The following is a 21,770-nucleotide window of genomic DNA, read 5'->3' as shown; positions in this document are numbered from 1 at the left end:
GTCTTACGTTCTGAGGGGCCAGATTGCTGTGGTTTCATTTCTGTCGTTTCTCCAATGTCGTGATGTGAGCGCTACATATACTTTTTGAGGGAAGCCACTGTGGTGCTGAGCGTTGCAGCGACCAGCGCGGTGAAAATCAGAACCATGTAAGCGGGGTTGAAACCGCCGAACGGCCAGGTCAGATACAGACCGAAACCTCCAGTCAGCGCCCAGGCGGTGTATCGCTTAGCGTGGTGATATACGAAGGAGGACTCACGGCCGCCGCTCCACCGGCGCAAGTCACGTCGAACCAAGCCATCGACTGCACCGACAAGGCACGCAAGAACGAAGGCCGGTAGTGCGTAAAGGGCAATCGACAGCCGAAGCGCCACGTCCATCGCGACGTACATGGACAGCACAAGCACCGTGCTGATAAATTGGCTGGCATCAGCGCCTATCGTTTTGAGCCTGGATGAGAGGCTGTTGTCATTTGCCGCTGCCTCTTGTGCTCTACGCATTGCGCGTTGACGTGCCATGACAGGGTCGTGACTATCGGCATACCACTGCAAAATTCCGAATTTCTCGTAAGGCCAGGAGATATAGCTGAGCATCTTGTTTGAGAAGGCCACGGTATTGGGAATAATCAGACTCTTTGGTGCAGCCTCGATATAGCTCAGATCCTGTTCAACGATTGAGCGAGCATGGCCTGTACCTTGGTCTTTCCAGATCGTATGGATGCCAACGAGCTCAATGAGCAAACCCAGCACACACGCTGAGACAGAGACCATCAGCAAGCCCATGACCATCTCAAAGGTCATCAAAATAGGGCCGCGAGTAGTGGGCTTTACAGGACGACTGTTCGAGTTGGTACTCATCCGTGTCCCCTTGTGATCAGGCCCATCGTGTCAGTGCTTATCGAGCTGCTGCTTTGATCGTCTTCATCGGGGTCAGGGTCTTGCACCGCAAGATCAGTGGCGATCATGCCTGTGCCATCGGCAATTGGTTGGCTATTGAGCCAATTTTCAGTGAACCAATCGGTCTCACTGGCCCATTGCTCGGAGGTCCGGTAGCGGGCCTTCATTTGCGCGGCGACGTTTTGCAAAGACTGCGGTACAAATTCGTCGTTTCTTGCATCAGCCAACGGAATTCGGATCTTGAAGCGACGATTGCCTTCAAGTAGCGCAAAGGCTTGGCCTTGCGGCAGTTCCAGCACATCGGCTGGTTCAATCATGGGGACCTTGGTTTTGGTCCAGATATCGTCGTTGCGACTGATAAAGTCCACGCCGGTGCCTTGGGCGGCGGTGTCTGTGACACCTGACATTGGCGTGAGATGGACGACTTCGACTTCGGGAACCTGGTCGGTCAGCAACTTAGCCGTCGTGACACTGCGCACGCGCAGCATGACCAGGTGATTGAAGTTGTCCAGGATCTGACCTGCTTTGGCCTTATCCCCGACTTTGGCCTCAATATCAAAAGCAGACTGTGTGTATGCCGTGATGCGAAAGCCTGAGCCGCCCAGCTTGTTCACCATGGGCACAAATTCAGGACCCGCAATCTCATTGACTTCGTCAAAGTGGGCGCAAATGGTCGGTAGTACGATCTTGCCGTCTGGGGCATGGGGATCCAGTCCGGTCTTGTAGAGTTTTCCGCCGACACTGACCAAGTCGGCCAGCATGGAGTTACCCACGGCAGAGGACACTACTGAGTCAGACAGTGCATCCAGGCCAACATAGACCACTCCGCCCTGACGGATGACACTCATCCAATCAAAAATTGGTCGCTTATCGGTATGGTCGTAATAGTCAGGTGAGATCAGTTTGCCTACCGCGCCGGTAGTCAGTTTCTCCAGAAACGGGCCAAGACTGGCGATGATCTTTTCGTAGAAACTACGCTCATAGCTAAAGGCGGCTGCCAGGCCTGCGAGGACCGTATCGTTGATCTTGGCTTCTTTAATGAGCAAGAACATCGCCACAAACTCGGGCTTTCGATCGGCCAAGGCTCTTGGCACCGGCGGAGCGGTTTTGCGGTCTTGCAGCGCAAGTTCAAGGTTGGCCAGCCTTACCTCCCAATCGATTAGGCGACCTTGGCGGGCCTGCTGGGCAAACACCATACGGGCATAGTCCATGAACAGGCCGTCAATGCCGGTCACATCTTTGAGCAAGGCTTCATAGGTCGGGACACGACCAAGTGCTACCTGGGCTTGAGCGACAATATTGGTAAATCGCCAGGAGAACTCTTTAAAAGCGGCGGAGTTTCCGCTGCTGGGCAAGGCGTTGGTGGCACGGGTGGCTACCTCAGTGATGCGCGAGAAGTTGCCAATGCCGTTGTATCTGGCCGAGATCTCGGGATAGCCCAGGTGAAACATGTAGAACTGGTCCAGGCGGCCTGCGCGTGCGCATTCGGCATACATACGCAGCATCAGATCGGCATCCCCCTTGGGATCGATCACGATGGTGACGTGCCCGGCGTGAATGTCTTGGGTGGCAAACAACTCCAGCAGCCTGGTCTTGCCTACACGCGTGGTGCCCATGACCAGCATGTGGCCATTGCGAGAAGATTGGCGAATCTTGACGGGCGCTTCGTCCATGCTGCCCACGCCATGCACGATGGGTGAGCCACCTAAGTCGGGATGAGGCTGCAATGGGTTGAGCCAATGATCAATGCCTGCAATTCCTGCAATGGCCCTAACAATCGGTTTAACAGGGCCTTTGCCTTGTGCCTGCTCGATGGCTTTTGCACCCAGGGTTCGGAGGGCCAGCTCTTTTGCTGATGGACGTACAAAGCGCTTGGCCTGCGGTTGCAACGCCTCGCGTTTACGTTGCGTGTGCGCTTGCGACCACTCGAACCCTTCGCCCAGGTAAAACTCTCCCGGTGCCACGGGGATTTTGGCAGGGGCAATTCGTGTGACCTTGTAATATTTCAGGTGATGGTGGTAACGCTTGATCCGCATTGCCTGCTTAAAGCGGACCCCGCCGAAGTACCCCGACCCTGCGGCCGCAACGTAGCCCAAAGAAGGGGGCATCATCAGTGCCCAAGGTGCCACGGCAGCCGTGGCCGTGACGGACCAGGCGGTTGCCGCGCTCCAGATCTCGACAGGCGGACGCAGTAACGCTTCCAAGACGGCGTTATTTTTCATGCGCTTCACCTCGTTCAAAACCTTCTGAGAAGATGATCTGTCGTGCTTTACCGTCGAGTCCAATCAGTACGGGGTAGACCGTCACATGCGCTGCGGCAAGACGGCTCTGTAACCAGTGGCCGGAATCAGGAACGATCGGCAATGCGTTCACTTGCCGCTGGATGTCTTTAAAGCGCTTTTCAGTCGTTGCGGACACCACAATGACGGTGGCCTGCAAAGAAAGCAGGCGAGCCAGATGGAGCTTGAGCCATTCTTCTGAGCCTTTGTCGTCACCGACAATGGCCAATGTTTGGGTCATCCATTTTGGGTTGAATACTGGAACAGCCGATGGCTTGAGCACCCCAGGTTGTAGCAAGGGCGACGTCAGAGGGAACTGAGCACCAGCACCCACACCTGGTTGATCCGCCCCTGAAATCAAGGCCGAATAATAGGAAACAGCAGGAACCGAATCGTCCATGGTGGCCGGTACGGTCTGCGCATGAGCGGGGCTGGAAATCAGCGCAGTAGCTGCACATAGGACAAGGGTGAGATTACGGTGCATATCGTCTCCACCCTGTTGATGTGGCCAGCTCAGACTCGTCTAAGCCCAGGTTCGCCAATTTGTTGAATACACCACGGCTATAGCGATTACCGCGGCTGATCCGCTCTTGAGTGTTTCGTGAGCCCGTGTGGTAGAGAGCGACCGCCAGACGCCAGGAACTGTTGCGGTCAAAGTGTTCACGCAGAATTTGTGCACCTACATCGAGATTGGGGTAGGGATCCAGAGCACGTTCAAAGCTTTTGAGCTTGTCGTTGTGGTAGCCCCAGTTCACCTGCATCGCACCGCAATCCACATTGCGGATACCTCTGACATCTACATACTTGCGCAGGGCCTTGAGGGTGGCCTCATAGGAGCCATAGCGCTTAGCAGCACCTCTGACGCACAGAGTCCAAGGGTAGGGCAGCGTCTGCCGACCAAATTTCATTTGCGACTCTTGCAGTGCCACGCCGTAAAGCAGCCACGGATCAATGTTCCAGCGCTGTCCCGCCCAGTCATAAGCGCGGGGTGGCAACAAGGATGCCGTCACGATGGGCGCACCAGGACGGGTGCGTGTGCGAGGCATCTGACGAACATAGCCGTGGGGGATGGTCGTCTGCTCCTGGGGTGTGATCTTGGGTTCAATGCGCACAGCCGTATCTGACCAATATGGCCACCATTGCGGGTCCAGGCCTTCAGGCTGCGCCAGCTCCGATTGCGCAGGCGCAGCCATTGCCCACGAGCGCGTCATGACGCCACTGGCCGTCAGTGCGGTGAGGGCGCCAAGAAACTGTCGACGGTGCATGGAGGTCCCCATTACTTCGCAGAGCCCTGTGCTGGCACACTTTGAGTCAGAGGCGTGTAGCCCGGAGCGGGTGTCTCGATGATGGCCGTGCGCGGCACGTTCAAAGTGTCAGCCGCACCTACCGTGGCGGGAACGGGTGGGATTTGACTGAAATTAACAACCGGTTCATTCGGATAAAGGCGGGCCATCGCTTCGGTAAACGCTCGGTTCCATGCCAGCGACCGCTCGACGTCGGCATGAAATGCACGGGCGAACATTTCGGCATATTTGCGGCGCTCAGCTTCTGAGGTCGCGTGAATACCAAGCGCTTCAATAGGTGAGAGGTTTTCAACTGAGAATGCTTTACGGGGGCCTTCCAGCAAGGTCTTGGCGCGCAACATTTCTTCGTCAGTTAAGCCCCAAATATTGGCGCGTAGGCGATCTACGGCATCCAGTGCAATCGGATTGCGCCCTTGTGCCTGCGTCGCATTGGTGACTTCTTCGGTACGCTGCTGAGCGGTGGCCTGGGTTTGCGAATGAGCCACCACAGGGAAAAGCAGGGGCAGGCAGATGACTGCTGCTTTGACTTTCATAAGGCGCGGCATCACTGGCCCTCCACGGTTAACTTGGTGGTTTTTCCGTTTACAAGAAAAGAGGCGCTGCGCTCGGATGCGCTTGCGCTTTGCAGCGTGACGCCGTTGACGGTGTCACCTGGTCGCATTACTAGGGTTTGGTTGTCACCTGCGCGTGTACTGGCGACGACAACGGAAGGTTTGCCATCCCACATATCGACTGAGACAAGGCGAACGCTTGGCTTCGGTGCCGCCTTGGCTCGACGTGTGACCGGCTTTTTAACGGGAGCAGGTTCAACAACTGGCACCACCTCTGGCTCTGGTTCAGGCGCAGGTGTGGACAGAGCTATCAACTGCTCGTTTTGATGCAAGAGCTCATTGAGTAACTGCCTGATTTCGTTGACATCACGTTGCAGGGACGAGATTTGCACCTCGAATGTTGGAGTTTCTTGAACGGCGTACGAGCCTTGCGATGTTTCAAGGTTCGATGGAAACGACTCTCCGAGATCAATGGAAAGTTCTTGAAATTCCGTTGACTCTGCCGTGTCTATCGGTTCCGTTCCCATGGGCATGTCAGAAGCTTTCTCTACATTGCCTAGTTCACTGGTGGTGGGAGCAGGGGAGGGCTCACTCTTTTCCTCATCCTCAATAGGGGAGACCTGGCCTTCGATTTCAGCCAGTGAGGGCTCGGCTGCCGACAAGGCGGCTGTTTGCTCAACCACAGGTTGGTTAAACAGATATTTCCAGCTCAAGAACAGGACAGCAAAAAGCATCAAAGCCAGGATTAGCTTCCACGGATAGCCTGTCTTTTTCTTGGACGTTGGAGTATCGGTATGCGCAGCAGATGCCAACGGGGATGGCGAAACGCTGGAAAGCTGCGGTTGATTGTCTTGTTCAGCAAAGAAATCGGTGACTGTTTCACTGCTTTGCGTCTCGTTCACAGGATCCACTACGGACGAAATCACGGGTTCCACGTTCTGTTTTTCAACGCCTGCAGTCTGGCCTTTGCCCGAGAACAGAATGAGCCAGAGTGTTCGCATAAAGCCGTGTTTATCCTGCGTAGCAGCCTCCAGCTCGCGTCGGTAGTCGAGATCGTGTTGATCCAGTTTTTCTTGGCGTTCACGCTCAAGCTGCTGGTCTTGCTCCAGTCGTTCATGTTCCAGGCGCTCTAGCCTTTCACGCTCTACCTGTTCGGCTTGTTCCCGGCGACGAAGATCGTCTTGCTGCTGTTGCCACTGTTGATCTTGTTGGTTCATGGCTGCACCCCGTTGATGCGTTCGGTCAGGGGTAACCATGGTTTTTTAGGGTCAACAGTGACCGGGTAGGTTTGGGCTTGGAGCCAATTTTGTGTTAACGCGACTCCTGACAGAGTCGGCTGCGCCGCCAGACTGATCCACAGTCTGCGACGGATGGGGTCCTCATCCCAGCGCCAGGTCTCGCCGACGAGTGCATTCAAGACGTCACGCACACGATACGTTCCCAGCGACCGCTGGGATTCTGGAAGGGGTAAGCGAAGAAACTGCGCAGCTTCTAGCGATAGCTTGGAGCGATCAAGCTGCCAGCCTGTCCGTTTGAGGGTGTACTCAATTGCACCATCAATGGTGGCTACGTCTTGACGTGGGTATGTCAGCGCCACAAACACAGACAGGGGATCAGAAACGCTATGCCCTGGTGTGCTGGCTTGTGTGCTGTATTGTCCTATCCGCACCTGTGTGCCGTTGTCGTAGGTATCCCCGACCTGGGCTTGGGCCTGCAACGCCAAAACAGCCAGTGGCGCGGCAACAGCGAGTCTAGCTGTCCAGCTCATGAAGTACTCCATCCGATTGAGAATGGCTTTCAGTGTTGCAAAGGCCCCCCAAGGTGTCGCTCGTTAACCCAAGGTCACGTAACACGGGGTTTCAGCTTGACGAAAACAGTTATGTGCGTTATCCACGCGGCCTGCTATATGCGTTTTTGAGCAAGTAAAGAAAGGGCATCCGAGTTAGAATGCTCTGTATTGCACAATACAAATAGAACAAGAATGTGTTGACGGACTGCCGGGGCGTCAATCCGCTACTGGGAAATGGTTGCTACGGGGCAAGGGCCTTATCCAAAGGGCCGCCGTCCACCTAAAAATCCGGTGGCCGTCGGGAAAGGCCTTACGGGTAGGGGAAAAGGGGGCTTACGGGTTACGCATCGCTTCACCCAGGGGCTGGGTGAAGCGATGCAAATGGCCTCTGCCAGCATAGCGGGCTGTGACTTATCAGAACTTAACGTTGTGCGCAAGCGAGAACCCTAGGTTACGTCGCACCCGGTATCGCGTTGAGTGATAGCAAACCGCTTTGTAGAGTGGCCGCTATGACTATCCTCGCCCACACGTACCTAGACGAGCATCCATACCCCGATCCTGGGTTCCCCCATTTTGGGCGTGATGCGCACGACCGTGCTCATGCGATTTACCGCATTGTCGAACACCTGACTGAGCTCGGATTGGCTGAATGGGTCCCCCATTTTTCAGCATGGCTATCGCGCTATGACGGATTAGAAATTTATGCCGAGGATGAAGATGATCCTCATCTGTGTGTGAGAGAGATTTTGAAGAATCATTGTCATAACCTGGCGCAAGAAAGCAGCCAGGCCGTAGATATCGCAGGGCGCAAACAGAGCATTGTTGACGATATTTTGCAGCAGCCATTTGTCCATTATCGGGCTCACTGGGGCAAAAACATGCTGCCTGATCCTGATTCAATTCAATGGAATCCGCTGGAGATGAGCTGGTTCCATTTCCTGCAGCAGGGCGACCCTCAACATCCCACTGAGTCACTGCATATTTTGCTCACATTGCGACATCCTCGTCCGACTCTGGAGACGTTGCGAGCCCATTTGCTTGAACGTTAGAGCATGACTTACCGCCGAACCCCGCCTTGGATCTCGAAGTTCTCCACTTTTATTCCGCGACGCGCCTCCAGTACGACTAAGCCCGCGCCGGTTCCATCACCTCCAAGTCCCCCACCAGTTCCAGTTGCCCAACGTGTAGCAGGGCGGGAGGAAGGGTGGTTACGCGTGCTTGAGTCTGATGACCTGATCCGTCTGTTGAAAGCTCAAAAAGCGGTTCATCAAATGTTCCTACAGTCTCGTGTAGCAGATCCTGTTTTTAGACGAGATTTCATACCTGCTATCCGACGATATGCAGAATACGTCCAGCTCATGCCTGCCTCAGAAGCCCACCATCATGCCCACGCAGGTGGTTTGTTGGCCCATACGCTGGAGATGGTATTGGCAGCGATGACCTGGCGAAACGCGCATTTTTTACCGACGAATGCTCCCGTTGAGCAGATTGACGCCGAGCGAGATCAGTGGACCTATGTGGTCTTCTACGCTGCACTGCTTCATGACATTGCCAAACCGATGACGGACCTACGGATCTTATGGCGAGGCGGGGCGATGGATGAACCGTTGCGATGGAAACCGCTTGCTGGCTCATTGTTCGAAGTGGGGCAGGGACGTCTGGATCTGGAGTATCGGGTCGAGTTTGAGCCAAAAGCCAACCGGGACTACCAGGCCCATAATCGCTTGGCACTGACACTACTTCATCAGATTGCACCAAAATCTGCCTTAACTTTTTTGTCTCAAACGCCTCACGCCTTTGATGCGCTGACTCATTATTTGTCTGGCCACAAGGATGGATTGTTGGCTGACATTATCAAACGCGCTGACCAGGCCTCCACCAGCAACGCATTGATGAAGGGCAGTAAGGCTCGTTTTGCGACAGCCAATGCAGTGCCGCTGGTGGATTTACTGATGCAAGCGCTCAAAAGCATGTTGCAGTCTGGAACGGAATTGCCGCTCAATCGTACTGGAGCTGCCGGATGGGTGTATGACGGCTCTGCCTGGTTTGTGGCTAAGCGTTTGGCCGATGCCACACGGGCCTGGATTAAAAAGCATGAGCCTGACGAATCTGTACCTGGCGAGGCCAAGAACGATAGGCTGTTTGACACATGGCAGGAATATGGAATCTTGCAGGTCAGTCCTCATTCTGGCCAAGCGATTTGGCACGTTGAAATCAACGGGCAAACGCCGGCAACAGAAGAGGGCACAGAAGCCCATCAGTATCGACACAGACTAAGTGTGCTGCGCTTTCCACTGTCAAAGCTCTATGATGATCCAAACTTATACCCACCGGCGATGTCCGGAGAGATCCATGTCCGGGCCAAGCGTGGCGATGATGAGTTTGAAACAGAAGCTGATCCAGCTGCAGTTAATCCTGAGCACAGCGCTGACACAACAGTCATTCAGGCCAAAGCTGCTCCAGAACACATTGATGAAGGAGCATTGACGCAACAGGTGGCCACAATGGCCAAAACTGCTTCAGCTCGCCCACAAACGGCTGCACCCAAGCGTAATCTTGTTCCAGCAATGGAGTTTAGAAAGCCCAAAAATGCGTCAACTGGCGCAGCCAAGCGGCAAACACCGAAAAATGGCGCAACGCAAAGTGGCAACCAGCCCCAACCTGGGCCAACCTCAAGCAATACTCACCAAACTGCTTCAATTCAAGCATACGACGACGAGACGGTGATTTTGCCAGCCGAACTCGCCGTAGATGGCTTTGATGTTGACGATGACTTTCTGGATGAAGCTGATACAGCATCCAACATTGTTCATCGCAGCCCACCACAAACGTCGCAAAAGATAACGTCGGTGAGCTCAGCGCCAACAGCGGTGGTTAGCAGCGCACGTCCAGGCAAAAAACCACATCAACATGAAGCAACAGCCATAGCTGCAGCAAAGGCTAAAAGTGTTGTGCCAGCCTCTGTTGAGCACACACCTGGAGCATTACCAGCCTTACCGACGCCTAAAGCGCCGGTTTTTGAGCCAGACCGTGCTCCAAAGACACAGGCAAAATCTCAACGCATGTTCAGCCAGGCCAACACCACGCCGGTCGTGTTGACACCGAGCCTGCCTGAACTACCGCATGAATCCCCGGTGAAGGAACCCAGCGAAGCTGCGACGGCGTTCATCCAGTGGCTGCAGCAAGGCTTGGCCAGCCGTGAGATTAAATACAACGAATCTGGGGCACCCGTACATTTTGTAGAGGAAGGCATGGCACTGATTTCACCCAAAATTTTCAAGCTCTACGCGGCTGAAACAGGACCTGAAGAGCAAGCGGATGCCATGGGGATGCAGATTCAGCGAGAGGTTATCAAAGCTGGGTGGCATCGGATGCGGCAAGTAGAAGGTGGTGGCAAGGTCAACATCTTGCGCTACCAGATCATTGGCAAAGGAAATGTGCCGATCGCCTCGCTGGCAGCAGTGGTGTTGACGGACCCGGATAGGTTTGTTTTACCCGTGCCACCAGTCAATCCAGTCTTGAAGTTGGATCGTTGAATAAAGGGGATGTTTGACACAGGATAAAGTGCTGTGCTACCGTCCGATCAGTCGTGCAATTCAACGTTTCGACGGGGTTTCGGTTTAGATTACTGTGAGGTGCCTAACTTCACATAATGCAAAAAACTGCTGAACAGGCTCGTTTTCCTCCCTAGAGGCCGGCTGGGAAACATCGCATAATGTATATTATGTAAAGTCGATAATCGATAGACTTTAGCCCCATTCCCTTAAGCACCTGTTTTTACCGCTTTTCACTCCTCTCTCTGCTTCCGGATTATTTTTGCTCTGAAGGTAGTTAAGTCTTCTCTTGCATGGTTATAGTGAGCAGCTATGTAAATCGGAGCAAAGCACCATGGGCCATGTACTACAGTTTGCCGAACGCGATCCCAGCTTGAGTGATGACTTGGCCAAGGCGCAGATTGAAATCCTGCGTGAAGCCTTGCTGTCCAAGCAGTACGAACGTCTGGATAAGGCAGATCAAACCCTGCTGATCGTGGTGGCAGGTATGGACGGTGTGGGTAAAGGCTCTGCTATCAATACCTTGAACACGTGGCTGGACCCTCGCCATGTGCACACTCTGGCGTTCGGCAAGTTAAGTGAAGAAGAAGCCATGCGCCCTTTGATGTGGCGTTATTGGAATAGCTTGCCCGCTCGTGGTCAGACGGGTTTGGTGTTTGGTTCCTGGTACGCGCCTTTGATGAAAGAACTGGGCCGTAAAGAACCGGATCCGGCCAAGATTGCTTTGTATACCCATCTGATTAATCGTTTTGAAGCGCAGTTGGCCTATCAAGGCGTGCAGGTTTTGAAGCTGTGGTTCCATCTTTCTGCGCAGGCTCAACTGGATCGATGCGCTACCTTGATGTCTGATCCTAGTACTGCCTGGCGTGTCAGCAAGGCTGACCTGAAAGTTCATAAGCAATTCAATCGTTTGCGCAATGCCGCGACGCAAACTATCAATTTGACTCATCGGAATTACGCCCCTTGGGTTGTTATCCCTAGCGCAGATAAGAACCTGCGTGATGTGTCTTTGGCCAAGGTGGTGTTGCAGGCCATGGACAAGCCTGTTGTCCCGCGTCAGGTGAAAGAGCCGCATGCCTTCCCGTTTCGCTTGAACGTCCCGGCTGCTTCGCTTCAGTCCCCTCCTCCTGAAGAATCTGTGCAGGATTACGACGCCGAGCTTTTGCATTGGCAGGGCCGTTTATCCTGCGCGGTACGTAGCAAAGCTTTCCGCAAGCACTCTTTGGTACTGGTGTTTGAGGGGCGGGATGCAGCGGGTAAAGGCGGCACTATCCGCCGTTTGACCGAAGCCCTGGACGTGCGCACTTACGATATCCACCCTATTTCTGCCCCTAATGCTGTGGAGCTGGCACGCCCTTATCTATGGCGTTTCTGGCGCAAACTGCCGCGTCTGGGGGAAATCTCGATTTTTGATCGATCCTGGTATGGCCGTGTGCTGGTGGAGCGGGTGGAAAAATTGATTTCCCGTGCCGCCTGGCATCGTTCTTACGAGGAAATCAACGAATTTGAGGCACAGTTGCTGGCCAACGGTACGGCTGTGATCAAGTTCTGGCTGGATATTGATAAGGACGAGCAGCTCAAACGCTTCAAAGCCCGCGAGGAAACGCCCTTTAAGAATTACAAGATTACGGAAGACGATTGGCGTAACCGGGAGAAATGGACGGCGTATCAACGCGCGGCGGAGGAAATGTTCGCCCAGACCGATACTCACATGGCACCTTGGCATATTGTGCCCAGCAAGGACAAAAAAGCCGCCCGTATTCAGGTTCTGCGTACGGTCGTCGAGACGCTGGAGTCTTTGGATGAGCACATGATCAGCCTGAATGAGCCGGCCTTGTCTGATCAGGTCAGTGAGCAGGTATAAGGATGCACGTGCTTTGTTACCGACAAGGCTTTACTTCGGTTAGGCGTATTGTCGACTTGCCGTGACGATGAGCCTTATAAATCCTGCCGTGCTGCCAGGCTAAGGATTTTGCGCCAACGTTTGGCTTCTGCGGTATGGGTAGGTTGGATTTCCCAACTTTGTATTGGGTTACGCAAAGTCAGTGTCAATCCCCTGCCCTGCAGCTCGACTGAGTCTATATCCGCAAAAATAAACGCTCGTGTTCCCTGCCCCGTTTGAATCTGACCGCGTTTTTGCAGGGCATCCAGGCGTATTGAACCGTCGGGTAAAGCCAGTTCCAGAATGCGCTGGCCTTGCTGCTTTTTGCCGTGAATGGCCAGATAACGGCGTCGCCATACGAGGAAGGGGGCCACCAGAATGGCCGCTGCGATCAGCAGGCTCAAGATCGCGGCAATAACTCCGGCACTGGCACTGACCAGGCTAAAGAGCTGCATTCCACCATACACAAGCGCCGCAATAATCCCCAGGAACAGCAGGACGACGATGATGGGCATGGTGGAAAACTCCTTGTTTTAGCGGGCTTGGACTTTTACGGTGGCCGCGGCCTGGCGGGCGTTTGCACGGGCCGTTTCCAGATCAGCGTCTGCGGCCAATGCGACACCCATGCGGCGCTTTTCAAAGCTCTCGGGTTTGCCGAACAGACGGATATCAGTTTGCGGGATGCGCAAGGCTTCAGCCACATTCAGGAAATCCACGTCTTTTGCGTCTACACCGCCGTAGATCACGGCGCTGGCGCCGGGCATACGCAAGGCGGTATTCACAGGCAGGCCCAGAATGGCGCGTGCATGCAGTTCAAATTCCGACTGCCATTGGGTGGCCATGGTGACCATGCCGGTGTCGTGTGGACGGGGGCTGACTTCACTGAACCAGACCTGATCGCCCTTCACGAACAGCTCAACGCCAAACAAGCCCTGGCCGCCCAGGTTCTGGGTAACGGCTTGGGCAATATCGCGTGCGCTTTGCAGAGCTGCGGGACTCATGGGCTGGGGCTGCCAGCTTTCTACGTAGTCGCCATCTACCTGCTTGTGGCCGATGGGATCGCAGAACTGGGTTTCGATCTGGCCGTCTGCTCCTACGGCACGGACAGTCAATAAGGTGATTTCGTAGTCGAAGTCGATAAAGCCTTCAACAATGACGCGGCATTGGCTGACGCGGCCACCCGCCATGGCGTAGTCCCAGGCTTTGGCAACATCGTCCGGGCCGCTGATCTTGCTTTGACCCTTGCCCGAGCTGCTCATCAAGGGTTTGACGACGCAAGGGTAGCCAATCTTGTCGTCGATAGCGGCTTGAAGCTCTTCCAGCGATTCGCAGAACTGGTAGGGGCTGGTGGGAACACCCAGGGTTTCAGCGGCCAGGCGGCGGATGCCTTCGCGGTCCATGGTCAGGCGAGCCGCACGGGCCGTCGGAATGACGCGTACCTTGCCTTGGGCTTCCAGCTCTTCCAGCACGCCGGTGGCAATGGCTTCAATCTCGGGCACAACCAGGGTGGGCTTTTCTTCTTCGATCAGGGCGCGCAATTGTTCGGCATCACTCATGGTGATGGTGCGCGAGTGATGGGCGACCTGCTGGCCAGGTGCGTTCTCGTAGCGGTCCACCGCTATGGTTTCTACCCCCAGGCGTTGCAGCGCAATCAGTACTTCTTTGCCCAGCTCTCCCGAGCCCAAGAGCATGATTTTGTCCGACGACGACGATAAAGGGGTGCCCAACAGGCTCATGGCGCGTGCTCCGCTGAAAATGAGAAATTCAAAAGCGGTATTGTAATGCAGGCGACGCCGGGTTTTTTTCAGGCAGGACTGCTTTGTCCGCCCTGCTGGCACACAGGCTTGCAGGGCGGATGTTTTCAAGGCTCTACATCAGCGGTCAGGCTACTCCACCATTAGCTGCGCCATCATGCCCAGGTCCTCGTGCTCCAGAATGTGGCAGTGGAACATGCGCAGGCCGGGCAATTCCTGGCGGAATGCTAGCCGGACCGTCTCATTGGGCCGCAGATTGACCGTGTCGCGCCAGGCCCGGAACGCCTCCGGTACGGACTGCATCCCGGTTTGGCGCGCCAATACCTGAAACTGTGTGCCGTGCAGATGGAAAGGATGGTCCATATGGGAATCGTTAATCACATCCCAGTACTGCCACTGCCCTGTTGGGCAACGCAGGTCGATGCGGTCCATGTCGTAGACCTGATTGTTGATACGGAACATGGAACGCATGGCCGCCATGCCGGGCATCATATCGTTGTCCATGCCTGCCATACCCTGGTGGTTCATCCCGGATGAGGCTGTCATACCGGCGCCGTGCCCAGACTGCATGTCATGGTTCATGGGCATGACTTCGCTGAATACGACTTTTGCGGTACTGGCGGCTGCTGGAATGGCAGGGATTGCGCGTAATTGCTTGGGCAGTTCGATTTCCTGATGGTGGATTTTCAGTGTTGCCAGCGTCAGGGTTTCGGGACTTTCCTGCACCATCATTTTTTGCCGATCGTAATACAGTGCTTGCAAGCTGCTATCCAGATCTTTATCCGCCTGGATAAAGAACTCCACCCGTTCGGCCGGGGCCAACAAAATCGACTCGGCCGCTGCCAAGGCTTGCTCTAACAGTCCGCCATCTGTACCGACTTGAACCAGACGGGCACCGGGGATGTGCAGCTTCAAATAACGGGCAGAACACGAGTTCCAGACACGGATGCGTTCTGCTGTGCTGGCCTGGATAAGGGGTTGGCGTTGACCATTCAGCAGCACGAACTGCCCTTCCCTGCCGTTCATCCAGTCGGGACCTGTGTTGGCCGGAATATGGCCATTAATGTCCAACCGCAGATCGCTAATGGCCCAGTGTTGCTCCGTATAGTCTTTCAACGGGTCTTTGGGAGAGCGGACAATAATTGTCCCGCCCAATCCGTGGGCGACTTGCTCACCGCTTTTGCCATGAGGGTGTGGGTGATACCAGTACGTACCGGCGCAGCCTTCGGGCAAGGTAAAGCGGTAGTAGCGGCTTTGTCCTGGCATCACCGCGTCTTGTGGGTTGCCGTCCTGATCAGAGGGAACCGGCAAACCGTGCCAGTGGATGGTAGTGGCCTGATCCAGCTGGTTTTCAAACTCGATTTCTACTTGGTCGCCCTCATACAGTTCGATCAGCGGGCCGGGAGCTTGGCCGTTGTAAAGCCAGAGTTCGGTGCTTTTTCCATCTGCCAGAATGCGTTGATGGGCAGCAGCAGTAATTTTGGCCTGGAAAAGCCCTTTTTTCTGACTACTGTTTTTAAGTACAGGTAGAGCTTGCAGAGCCTGGCCAGCCGGCATTTTTTCTATGGGCATCAGGCCTGGGCGGGTGCTCATGCCGTGACCGGGCATACCTTCAGACATGGAGCCGTGGTGCCCCATCATGCCCTGCCCCCAGCTTCGCATAGGCAGGCTACTCAAGAGGCTGGCACCCAAAGTCAGTTTAAAAAAATCGCGTCGTTTCATGGGTTTATCCCTATCAATCATCAATACACACGTACCACCCAGGCTGGATCAGCACAGGCTTTTAGCGCTTGGGCGGCAATTAAAACGAGATGATCAGGACGAGCGCGGAGGTGGCTGGGCGGGGCCAATCAGCCGGGAGACGTAGTTTTGATGCAGGGGGACGGGAGGGAAAACGGGCTGTAATGCCACCGCTTCAGGTGGTGGAGCCTGCGTCGCCAGACAAGCGCAGCAACCACTTTTCATTGGAGTGCTGCAATGGTTGGGAGCACTATGGTGAGATTGCCCCGACGAGGCATGTTGCGCTTGAACAGTGCTGCGATCCGTATTTTGAATCGTGGCGTGTGTGGCAAAGCTGCTACTCACACTCATGCTGGCAAAAAAAACAAGCAGGCCGACTAATAAAAGCCAGCCTATTGTTTTGCGAGATGAAATGGGTGCGCACAGCATGGGCAAAAGCTTAGCATAAGCCTTCTGTGCATCGTTTGCGCTAAAACAGACCGTTACACGCAGTGGTCTATCCAGGCGATTGAAAGCGCAGCAAATCAGCCTTACGGATGGCTGGCATAGGCTGCTAAATAGATTTTATTGTTCAGGATCGTTCTTGATCTGGCGTCGCTTCAACCGTAGGGGGCGTACAGGCTGGCGTTGGACTTGTTCCAGTTCCTGGCTAAGTCGTTGGGCTGTTTTGCGCGCCTCTTCATTCTCCCGCTCCAGCAAAGCAGCGCGAGTACGCAACATTTGCAATTGCCCCTGCATCTCTTTGGCCAAGCTATGGCTGATATCCATAGCCGCTTGCATCGCGCGGCGCTCGCCCTGCTCTTGCCCCAACTCCTGGCGCAGTTTCTGCATTTGATCCTGTTGTTTGTTCAGCTCCTGTTCGTGAGCTTGACGCTGGGTCTTGTTTGCTTGCTCGGCCTCTTCTATTTGCTGACGCAGTCGCGTTTGAATGGAGCGTTCCTTGTCGATTTCCAGTAAAGCACGGCGCTCGTTGGCCTGGGCGCGTTCTTCGGTCAGCTCAATAGCCTTTTGCAGCCGCTCCAAGTCCTGGGTGAATTGCTCACCTTGGCGGCGCAGTTCTTGTTGAACCAATTGTTTTTCGGTTTCCAGCTCGTTTTGACGTTGTTTGGCGTGCAGCAAGTCTTGTTTCAGAGCTGCTTGCACCTGACCGGCTGCCTGTATTTCTTCTTTCAGCTTTGCTATATGGGCTTGGGCATTTTTCAAGGCGCCCTGCTCTACTTCCAATGTCTGTTGGGCCTCCAGGGTTTGGGCTTGGGCCTGTGCGACGCGTTCATCAGCCTGAGTCTGGTAATGCAGCATTTGCTGCTTCGAGTGCCCCATCGCTTCTTGCCAGATACGACCCAGCAGATCCCCCGTCAGGGCTTGTAGCTCTTCGGGCATGTCGGCCACATCCAGCCGAACTCGACTTTTATCCCGCAAATCTTCCCAGAACGTCTGTAGTGCCTGAGCCGGAGCGCTCATGCTGCCTTTGCGCACCAATTGGTACAGCTTGTTGGCCGTAGGTGTGACGCCATAGCGGAAAAACAGGAGTGCGGCCACTTCTTTGTACAAAGTCTGCGTATGGCTGAAGCGATCACGTAATTGGGCAACATCGGCCAGGATTTGCCCCTCGTTTGGCTGGTTTTGCTCCATTTTTCCACCTTTGTTGATAATTTAATTAATAATACAACGTAATATATAAAATTATCAACAAATTGGATTCTATAATTTGACATTATCTCTATAATGTCAAATATCTGGCCCTAAACAGGCTGATTGGCACAGGCACGGGTTTGAAAGCCCCTCCCTGCTCCCTTAACGCCTCCGTTTTTCTGCTTATTCATGGAAATAGCCAACACTTCGCCCTCAACCGATCTGGGATCGGACGATATTGCTCAATTGCTGGCTCGTTTTGACGGGCGGCAAGGGGCCAACCGGTCTATCGGCGGACGTGCACAGATTGAGGCGCAAACAGATATAGAGGCATTGCGGGCCTGGTTGGCGCGCTATATAGATAGCCCACGCACCTATGCGAACTACCGCAAGGAGGCGGAGCGCCTCTTGTTATGGGCGGTATTGGAGCGTCGCAAGGACTTGTCCTCGCTTAGCCTGGAAGACATCCTGGCCTATCGTTTGTTTCTGGCGGACCCTCAACCCGCTCATCGCTGGGTGGTTCAAGGGCGCTCGCGCCCTGCCCGTCACCATGCGGCATGGCGGCCATTTGCGGGGCCCTTGTCTGAAAGCAGCCGGAATCAGGCGTTATTGATTCTGAACTCTTTATTTAGCTGGCTGGTGCAGGCGGGGTATTTGGCGGGCAATCCTTTGGCCCTGTCTCATCAGGGCCGACGTCAAAAGAAAACCACCGCCCCCCAGCAACGGTACTTGACCCGGTTGCAATGGCGTTGGGTACAGGATTACATCCAGGCCCTTCCTGAAGATACGCAGAGCGAGTTGCGCTATAAAGCCCGCGTACGTTGGCTCTTTTCCATTCTTTATGGCGGCGCCCTGCGCATTTCCGAACTGGTTCAGGCGCGTATGGCCGATGTTCAGGAACGTGTTGATGCGGGAACGACGGCTCAATGGTGGCTGCATATCCACGGCAAGGGCGACAAATGGCGTCGTGTGCCTTTAACGCAAGAGCTGTACGGCGAATTGATGCGCTACCGACAAGCGCATGGGCTGGAAGGACCGCCCCAGGCTTTGGAGCCCTACCCATTATTAATGTCCGCCGGCGCCAGCGACAAGCATTTGACGCGGGCCATGGCGCATGTTTTGGTCAAACAGGTTTTTCAAGGTAGTGCGGATCGTTTACGGAGTCTGCATCCCGATCAGGAGTCCCAGGCCCGTATTCTGGAGCAGGCCTCAGCTCACTGGCTGCGTCACTCGGCGGGTTCTCACCTGGCTGATCAAGGGGTGGATCTACGTATCATCCGTGACACTTTGGGCCATGAGTCTATCGCTACGACCAATATCTATCTGCATGCGGATGATGATCAGCGTCACCAGGCTCTGGAGCAATCCCATAGCCTGGGTTGGAAATAAAGCACCCGCTTCGAGACAAGAAAATCAGATGCAGACAGCCCGCGGCAATGCGGTAGGATACGATTCCTGTGGGGGCTACGTTCCTGGTTTCGGGCATGCTCCCCGCCCAAGCCTTGCTATAGCTGATTGTTGGAGTACCTATCCCTTATGGACACTTTTAATGTCATGCGCACCTTCCGGCGCATTGTGGAGCTGGGCGGACTTGCCAAAGCCGCGGAGGATCTGGGGATGTCCGCAGCGGGTTTGAGCAAGCAACTGCGTACCCTGGAAGCGCATCTGGATACGGTGCTGATCCAGCGCACTACGCGCAGCATGAGTCTGACGGAGACTGGCCGCAGCTACTATGCCGAATGCTGTCGGATACTGGATGAGCTGGACGCTTTGGAGCGCTCGGTCAAACAGCAGTCCCAGCGCGTGACGGGGACCTTGCGTGTGAATGCCCCCTTGTCGTTTGCACTTAGCGTCCTGTCGCCATTGATGACGGATTTTCTACACAAGTATCCGGAACTGAAGCTGGAGCTGGTGATGGAAGACCGGATCGTGGATGCCGTGGCTCACGGTTTTGATGTCTCGGTGCGTTTGCGTAGCAGCCTGGATGATTCCACCCTGATTGCTCGTCGCCTCGCCACCATCGAGCAAAAATTATGCGCCGCCCCCACCTATTTGAAGCAGCATGGCCTGCCTCAGACCTTGCAGGATCTGCGCAATCACAAAATGATCAGCTATAGCCTGGCACATACTCAGGGCCTTGCTTTTGATAGTGATTTCGACAGCAATCCTCAACAGCACACCCCCAGTGGTACGGCTTTGCTGTTCTCAGGTGAGCATAGTCAAGTGAATAACAGCCTGATGCTGCGCGACTTTCTGATTGCCGGTTTGGGGATTGGCGCCTTGCCTTCCTTTCTGGCAGATCCAGCAATTGCATGCGGGCAGTTGCAACGCGTTTTGCCCGAATTGGTGAATGAGCCCCGCCATATCTACGCCGTGTATCCAACTAATCGACACCTGCAACCCAAGGTCAAAGCTTTCGTGGATTATCTGGCCGACCAATTGCCTCATGCCATGTCCAACGCCCTGTAAACAGACCTTTATGAACTCGAAGTAAAAACTGTCTGCACCGCCACGTGCTTATTCTCCACTCCGGGGAACGCTATTGTGATGACCATCTTACAAGGACATCACAATGCACGATCAAACACACCCGACTCAGCCGCTTGTCTCCCCCCTGATTATTGATTTCTTCCATGACGCCGTCTGCGGATGGTGTTATGTCATGTCGCCACGTTTGCGGCAAGTTGCCGCCGAACTGGGCATCCAGGTCCGCCACCATACCTTTGTTCTGCAAGACAGCCGCGAGCAGATGCTGCAAGCCTTCGGCTCCATGGAGCGCGCCAAACGTGAAATCCTGGGCCACTGGGCCGCCTGCGCCCAACACGACGATACGCAGTCCATCAATATCGAGGGCATGCGAGCACAGAACTTCGACTATCCCCATGGAATGTTGTCCGCTCGGGCGTGTCAGGCGGCGCAGCTACTTTCTGGCGATAACGCCCATTGGGATTACTTCGATGCGGTGCAGCGTGCGCATCTGGTAGAAAGTCGCAATATCGGCGATATGGACACGCTGCTGGAGGTCGCCATTGCGCAAGGCTTTGATGGTGAGGCCTTTCTGAATGCTATGGATAGCGATATCGCGCAGCAGCGAGTTCAAACCGATCGCGCCGAAGCGGTACGGCTAGGGATCCAGTCCATCCCCACTTTATTAGTTTCCTCACGCGAGACCGGCCAAGTGTTGGCCCGTTTGCAGACCCAATCCGCCGAAATGCTCAAAAGCCGTTTGCGCGCTTTGCTGTAAGCGCCGCCCCTTTCTTTCTTATCTACGCTTCATAAAAGGACATCCCATGTCGATTCGTTTTTCTCACCGTCTTCTCTGTTTACTGCTGGTTGGTGCAAGCAGCATGAGCGTCTCTCTGGCTCATTCCACTCACCCAGCGAGCAACCCTTTGCCCTTTAGTGCTCAGGAAGTGGGCATCAGCCCCTGGGGGCCGGACGATGAAATTGGTCGCTTGAACCTGATCACCCCTGCTTCCCGGGCTGCCATCTTGTCCCGTCTGGATGGCAGCAAAGTCTATGACCTGGCAACCGACTACTACCTGGGCATGCCCAGCTGGCAGGACGCGGGAGACCCGCACTATCAGTTCTGGATGACCCATACCCCCCGTGGTACCGCAGTGGATGACCCGATGGGAGTTGGCGATGAGATGAACGCGGTTCGTAGCTACACAGGCACGGCTTTTTCCATGTACAGCCATACGGGCACCCATATCGATGCCCTGAATCACTTCGGCATTCATGGAGAGATCTGGAATGGTTTCAAGGCTGATGAGCATCTGGGTGACCGTGGCTGGAACCGTACTGGCATCGAGAAATTCCCGCCCTTGATCGCCCGTGGCGTCTTGATTGATGTGGCCGCCGCCAAAGGCGTAGACATGCTGCCCGATCAATACCGCATCACACGCCAGGACTTGAAGGATGCACTGGCCCGTCAGAAAACGGTGCTGAAAGAAGGCGATATTGTCCTGATCCGCACGGGCCGCATGAAGCTCTTTAATGATCCCAAAGCCTACATGAACGCCCCGCCCGGCATGGGTCTGGATGCTGCTCGTTATCTGGTGGAGGAAGGCGGTGCGATGATTGTGGGTGCGGACAATTTGAGCTTTGAAACCTTCCCTTCCGAGGTGCCTGATGACTACGTCCCCTTGCATACCTATCTATTGGCTCAACAAGGTGCACCGATCATTGAGTTGATTGCCCTGGATGAACTGTCCAAGGACAAGGTCTATGAGTTTGCCTTTATTGGCGGTCCGCTCAAGATCCGGGGCGGTGATGCGGCTCCGCTGCGTCCGGTTGCCATCCCGATTCGCTGATCCACAGGCTTCATAAAGAAACCCGTTTCTTTAGCCCTTAATGCGTTTGCGAATAAGGGCTATCGCGTTTGCCTGC

General features: G+C 54.8%; 18 protein-coding genes. 7 read left to right on the top strand and 11 right to left on the bottom strand.

The features are described from left to right. Nucleotides 1–71: 71 nt before the first annotated feature. Genes ACLPGZ_RS06325 through pilL2 form a run of 7 tightly spaced genes read right to left on the bottom strand, consistent with a single transcriptional unit; the run spans nucleotide 72 to nucleotide 6,795 of the window. Nucleotides 72–854, bottom strand: coding sequence for a TIGR03747 family integrating conjugative element membrane protein (locus ACLPGZ_RS06325; protein WP_221079565.1), 783 nt, complete (start codon nucleotides 852–854; stop codon nucleotides 72–74). Then, entirely contained in the window at nucleotides 851–3,115 is a 2,265-nt protein-coding gene (gene traD, locus ACLPGZ_RS06320; RefSeq protein WP_429641080.1) for a type IV conjugative transfer system coupling protein TraD, read from the bottom strand. The genes ACLPGZ_RS06325 and traD overlap by 4 nt, the downstream gene beginning before the upstream one ends. Continuing rightward, nucleotides 3,105–3,656, bottom strand: coding sequence for a PFL_4695 family integrating conjugative element protein (locus ACLPGZ_RS06315; RefSeq protein WP_221079567.1), 552 nt, complete (start codon nucleotides 3,654–3,656; stop codon nucleotides 3,105–3,107). Before ACLPGZ_RS06315 ends, traD begins: the two co-directional genes overlap by 11 nt. Beyond that, entirely contained in the window at nucleotides 3,646–4,437 is a 792-nt protein-coding gene (locus ACLPGZ_RS06310; protein ID WP_259672493.1) for a transglycosylase SLT domain-containing protein, read from the bottom strand. The genes ACLPGZ_RS06315 and ACLPGZ_RS06310 overlap by 11 nt, the downstream gene beginning before the upstream one ends. Nucleotides 4,438–4,448: 11 nt before the next feature. After that, on the bottom strand, nucleotides 4,449–5,021 hold the full coding sequence (locus tag ACLPGZ_RS06305; protein ID WP_221079568.1) for a hypothetical protein: 573 nt from the start codon (nucleotides 5,019–5,021) through the stop codon (nucleotides 4,449–4,451). Next, nucleotides 5,021–6,244 (bottom strand): hypothetical protein, encoded by a 1,224-nt coding sequence (locus tag ACLPGZ_RS06300; RefSeq protein WP_221079569.1) that lies wholly within the window; start codon nucleotides 6,242–6,244, stop codon nucleotides 5,021–5,023. The genes ACLPGZ_RS06305 and ACLPGZ_RS06300 overlap by 1 nt, the downstream gene beginning before the upstream one ends. Next, on the bottom strand, nucleotides 6,241–6,795 hold the full coding sequence (pilL2, locus tag ACLPGZ_RS06295) for a PFGI-1 class ICE element type IV pilus protein PilL2 (RefSeq protein ID WP_221079570.1): 555 nt from the start codon (nucleotides 6,793–6,795) through the stop codon (nucleotides 6,241–6,243). Before pilL2 ends, ACLPGZ_RS06300 begins: the two co-directional genes overlap by 4 nt. 530 nt (nucleotides 6,796–7,325) lie before the next feature. Between pilL2 and ACLPGZ_RS06290 the strand changes: the two genes are divergently transcribed. From ACLPGZ_RS06290 to pap, 3 genes are all read left to right on the top strand, one after another. Then, nucleotides 7,326–7,865, top strand: coding sequence for an ESX secretion-associated protein EspG (locus tag ACLPGZ_RS06290; protein WP_221079571.1), 540 nt, complete (start codon nucleotides 7,326–7,328; stop codon nucleotides 7,863–7,865). A gap of 3 nt (nucleotides 7,866–7,868) precedes the next feature. Next, entirely contained in the window at nucleotides 7,869–10,352 is a 2,484-nt protein-coding gene (mobH, locus tag ACLPGZ_RS06285; protein ID WP_429641079.1) for a MobH family relaxase, read from the top strand. A 352-nt stretch (nucleotides 10,353–10,704) separates the two neighbouring features. Continuing rightward, entirely contained in the window at nucleotides 10,705–12,234 is a 1,530-nt protein-coding gene (gene pap, locus ACLPGZ_RS06280) for a polyphosphate:AMP phosphotransferase (RefSeq protein WP_429641078.1), read from the top strand. Between the two features lie 74 nt (nucleotides 12,235–12,308). Here pap and ACLPGZ_RS06275 read toward each other — a convergent pair whose 3' ends face one another. From ACLPGZ_RS06275 to ACLPGZ_RS06260, 4 genes are all read right to left on the bottom strand, one after another. Further along, nucleotides 12,309–12,767, bottom strand: a complete 459-nt coding sequence (locus tag ACLPGZ_RS06275) for a hypothetical protein (protein WP_088452902.1) — start codon at nucleotides 12,765–12,767, stop codon at nucleotides 12,309–12,311. A gap of 18 nt (nucleotides 12,768–12,785) precedes the next feature. After that, nucleotides 12,786–13,988: a formate-dependent phosphoribosylglycinamide formyltransferase gene (purT, locus tag ACLPGZ_RS06270; protein WP_088453270.1), complete on the bottom strand. Its 1,203-nt coding sequence runs from the start codon at nucleotides 13,986–13,988 to the stop codon at nucleotides 12,786–12,788. Nucleotides 13,989–14,138: 150 nt separating this feature from the next. After that, the gene (locus ACLPGZ_RS06265) at nucleotides 14,139–15,728 is read right to left on the bottom strand and encodes a multicopper oxidase family protein (protein WP_429641077.1); all 1,590 of its coding nucleotides are present in this window, start codon (nucleotides 15,726–15,728) and stop codon (nucleotides 14,139–14,141) included. 582 nt (nucleotides 15,729–16,310) lie between these two features. Then, a complete protein-coding gene (locus ACLPGZ_RS06260) occupies nucleotides 16,311–17,378 on the bottom strand; it encodes a DNA-binding protein (protein ID WP_429641076.1) in 1,068 nt (355 codons plus the stop codon). A gap of 189 nt (nucleotides 17,379–17,567) precedes the next feature. On the opposite strand from ACLPGZ_RS06260, the gene ACLPGZ_RS06255 reads away from it, so the two are divergent. The 4 genes from ACLPGZ_RS06255 (at nucleotide 17,568) to ACLPGZ_RS06240 (ending at nucleotide 21,694) form a co-directional block, all read left to right on the top strand. Beyond that, nucleotides 17,568–18,767 carry a tyrosine-type recombinase/integrase gene (locus tag ACLPGZ_RS06255; RefSeq protein ID WP_429641075.1) on the top strand — a complete coding sequence of 400 codons (1,200 nt, stop codon included), beginning with the start codon at nucleotides 17,568–17,570 and terminating at the stop codon, nucleotides 18,765–18,767. Between the two features lie 147 nt (nucleotides 18,768–18,914). Then, nucleotides 18,915–19,847 carry a LysR family transcriptional regulator gene (locus ACLPGZ_RS06250; protein WP_429641074.1) on the top strand — a complete coding sequence of 311 codons (933 nt, stop codon included), beginning with the start codon at nucleotides 18,915–18,917 and terminating at the stop codon, nucleotides 19,845–19,847. Nucleotides 19,848–19,950: 103 nt separating this feature from the next. Beyond that, nucleotides 19,951–20,622 (top strand): DsbA family oxidoreductase, encoded by a 672-nt coding sequence (locus ACLPGZ_RS06245; protein ID WP_257111791.1) that lies wholly within the window; start codon nucleotides 19,951–19,953, stop codon nucleotides 20,620–20,622. Between the two features lie 103 nt (nucleotides 20,623–20,725). After that, a complete protein-coding gene (locus ACLPGZ_RS06240; protein ID WP_429641104.1) occupies nucleotides 20,726–21,694 on the top strand; it encodes a cyclase family protein in 969 nt (322 codons plus the stop codon). The last annotated feature ends 76 nt before the right edge of the window (nucleotides 21,695–21,770 follow it).

This window comes from Alcaligenes sp. Me129 (assembly GCF_050487245.1).
Classification (GTDB): Bacteria; Pseudomonadota; Gammaproteobacteria; order Burkholderiales; family Burkholderiaceae_B; genus Alcaligenes; species Alcaligenes phenolicus.
Note: the sequence above shows the minus strand (reverse complement) of the source record. Positions and strands in the feature narration are given on the sequence as shown.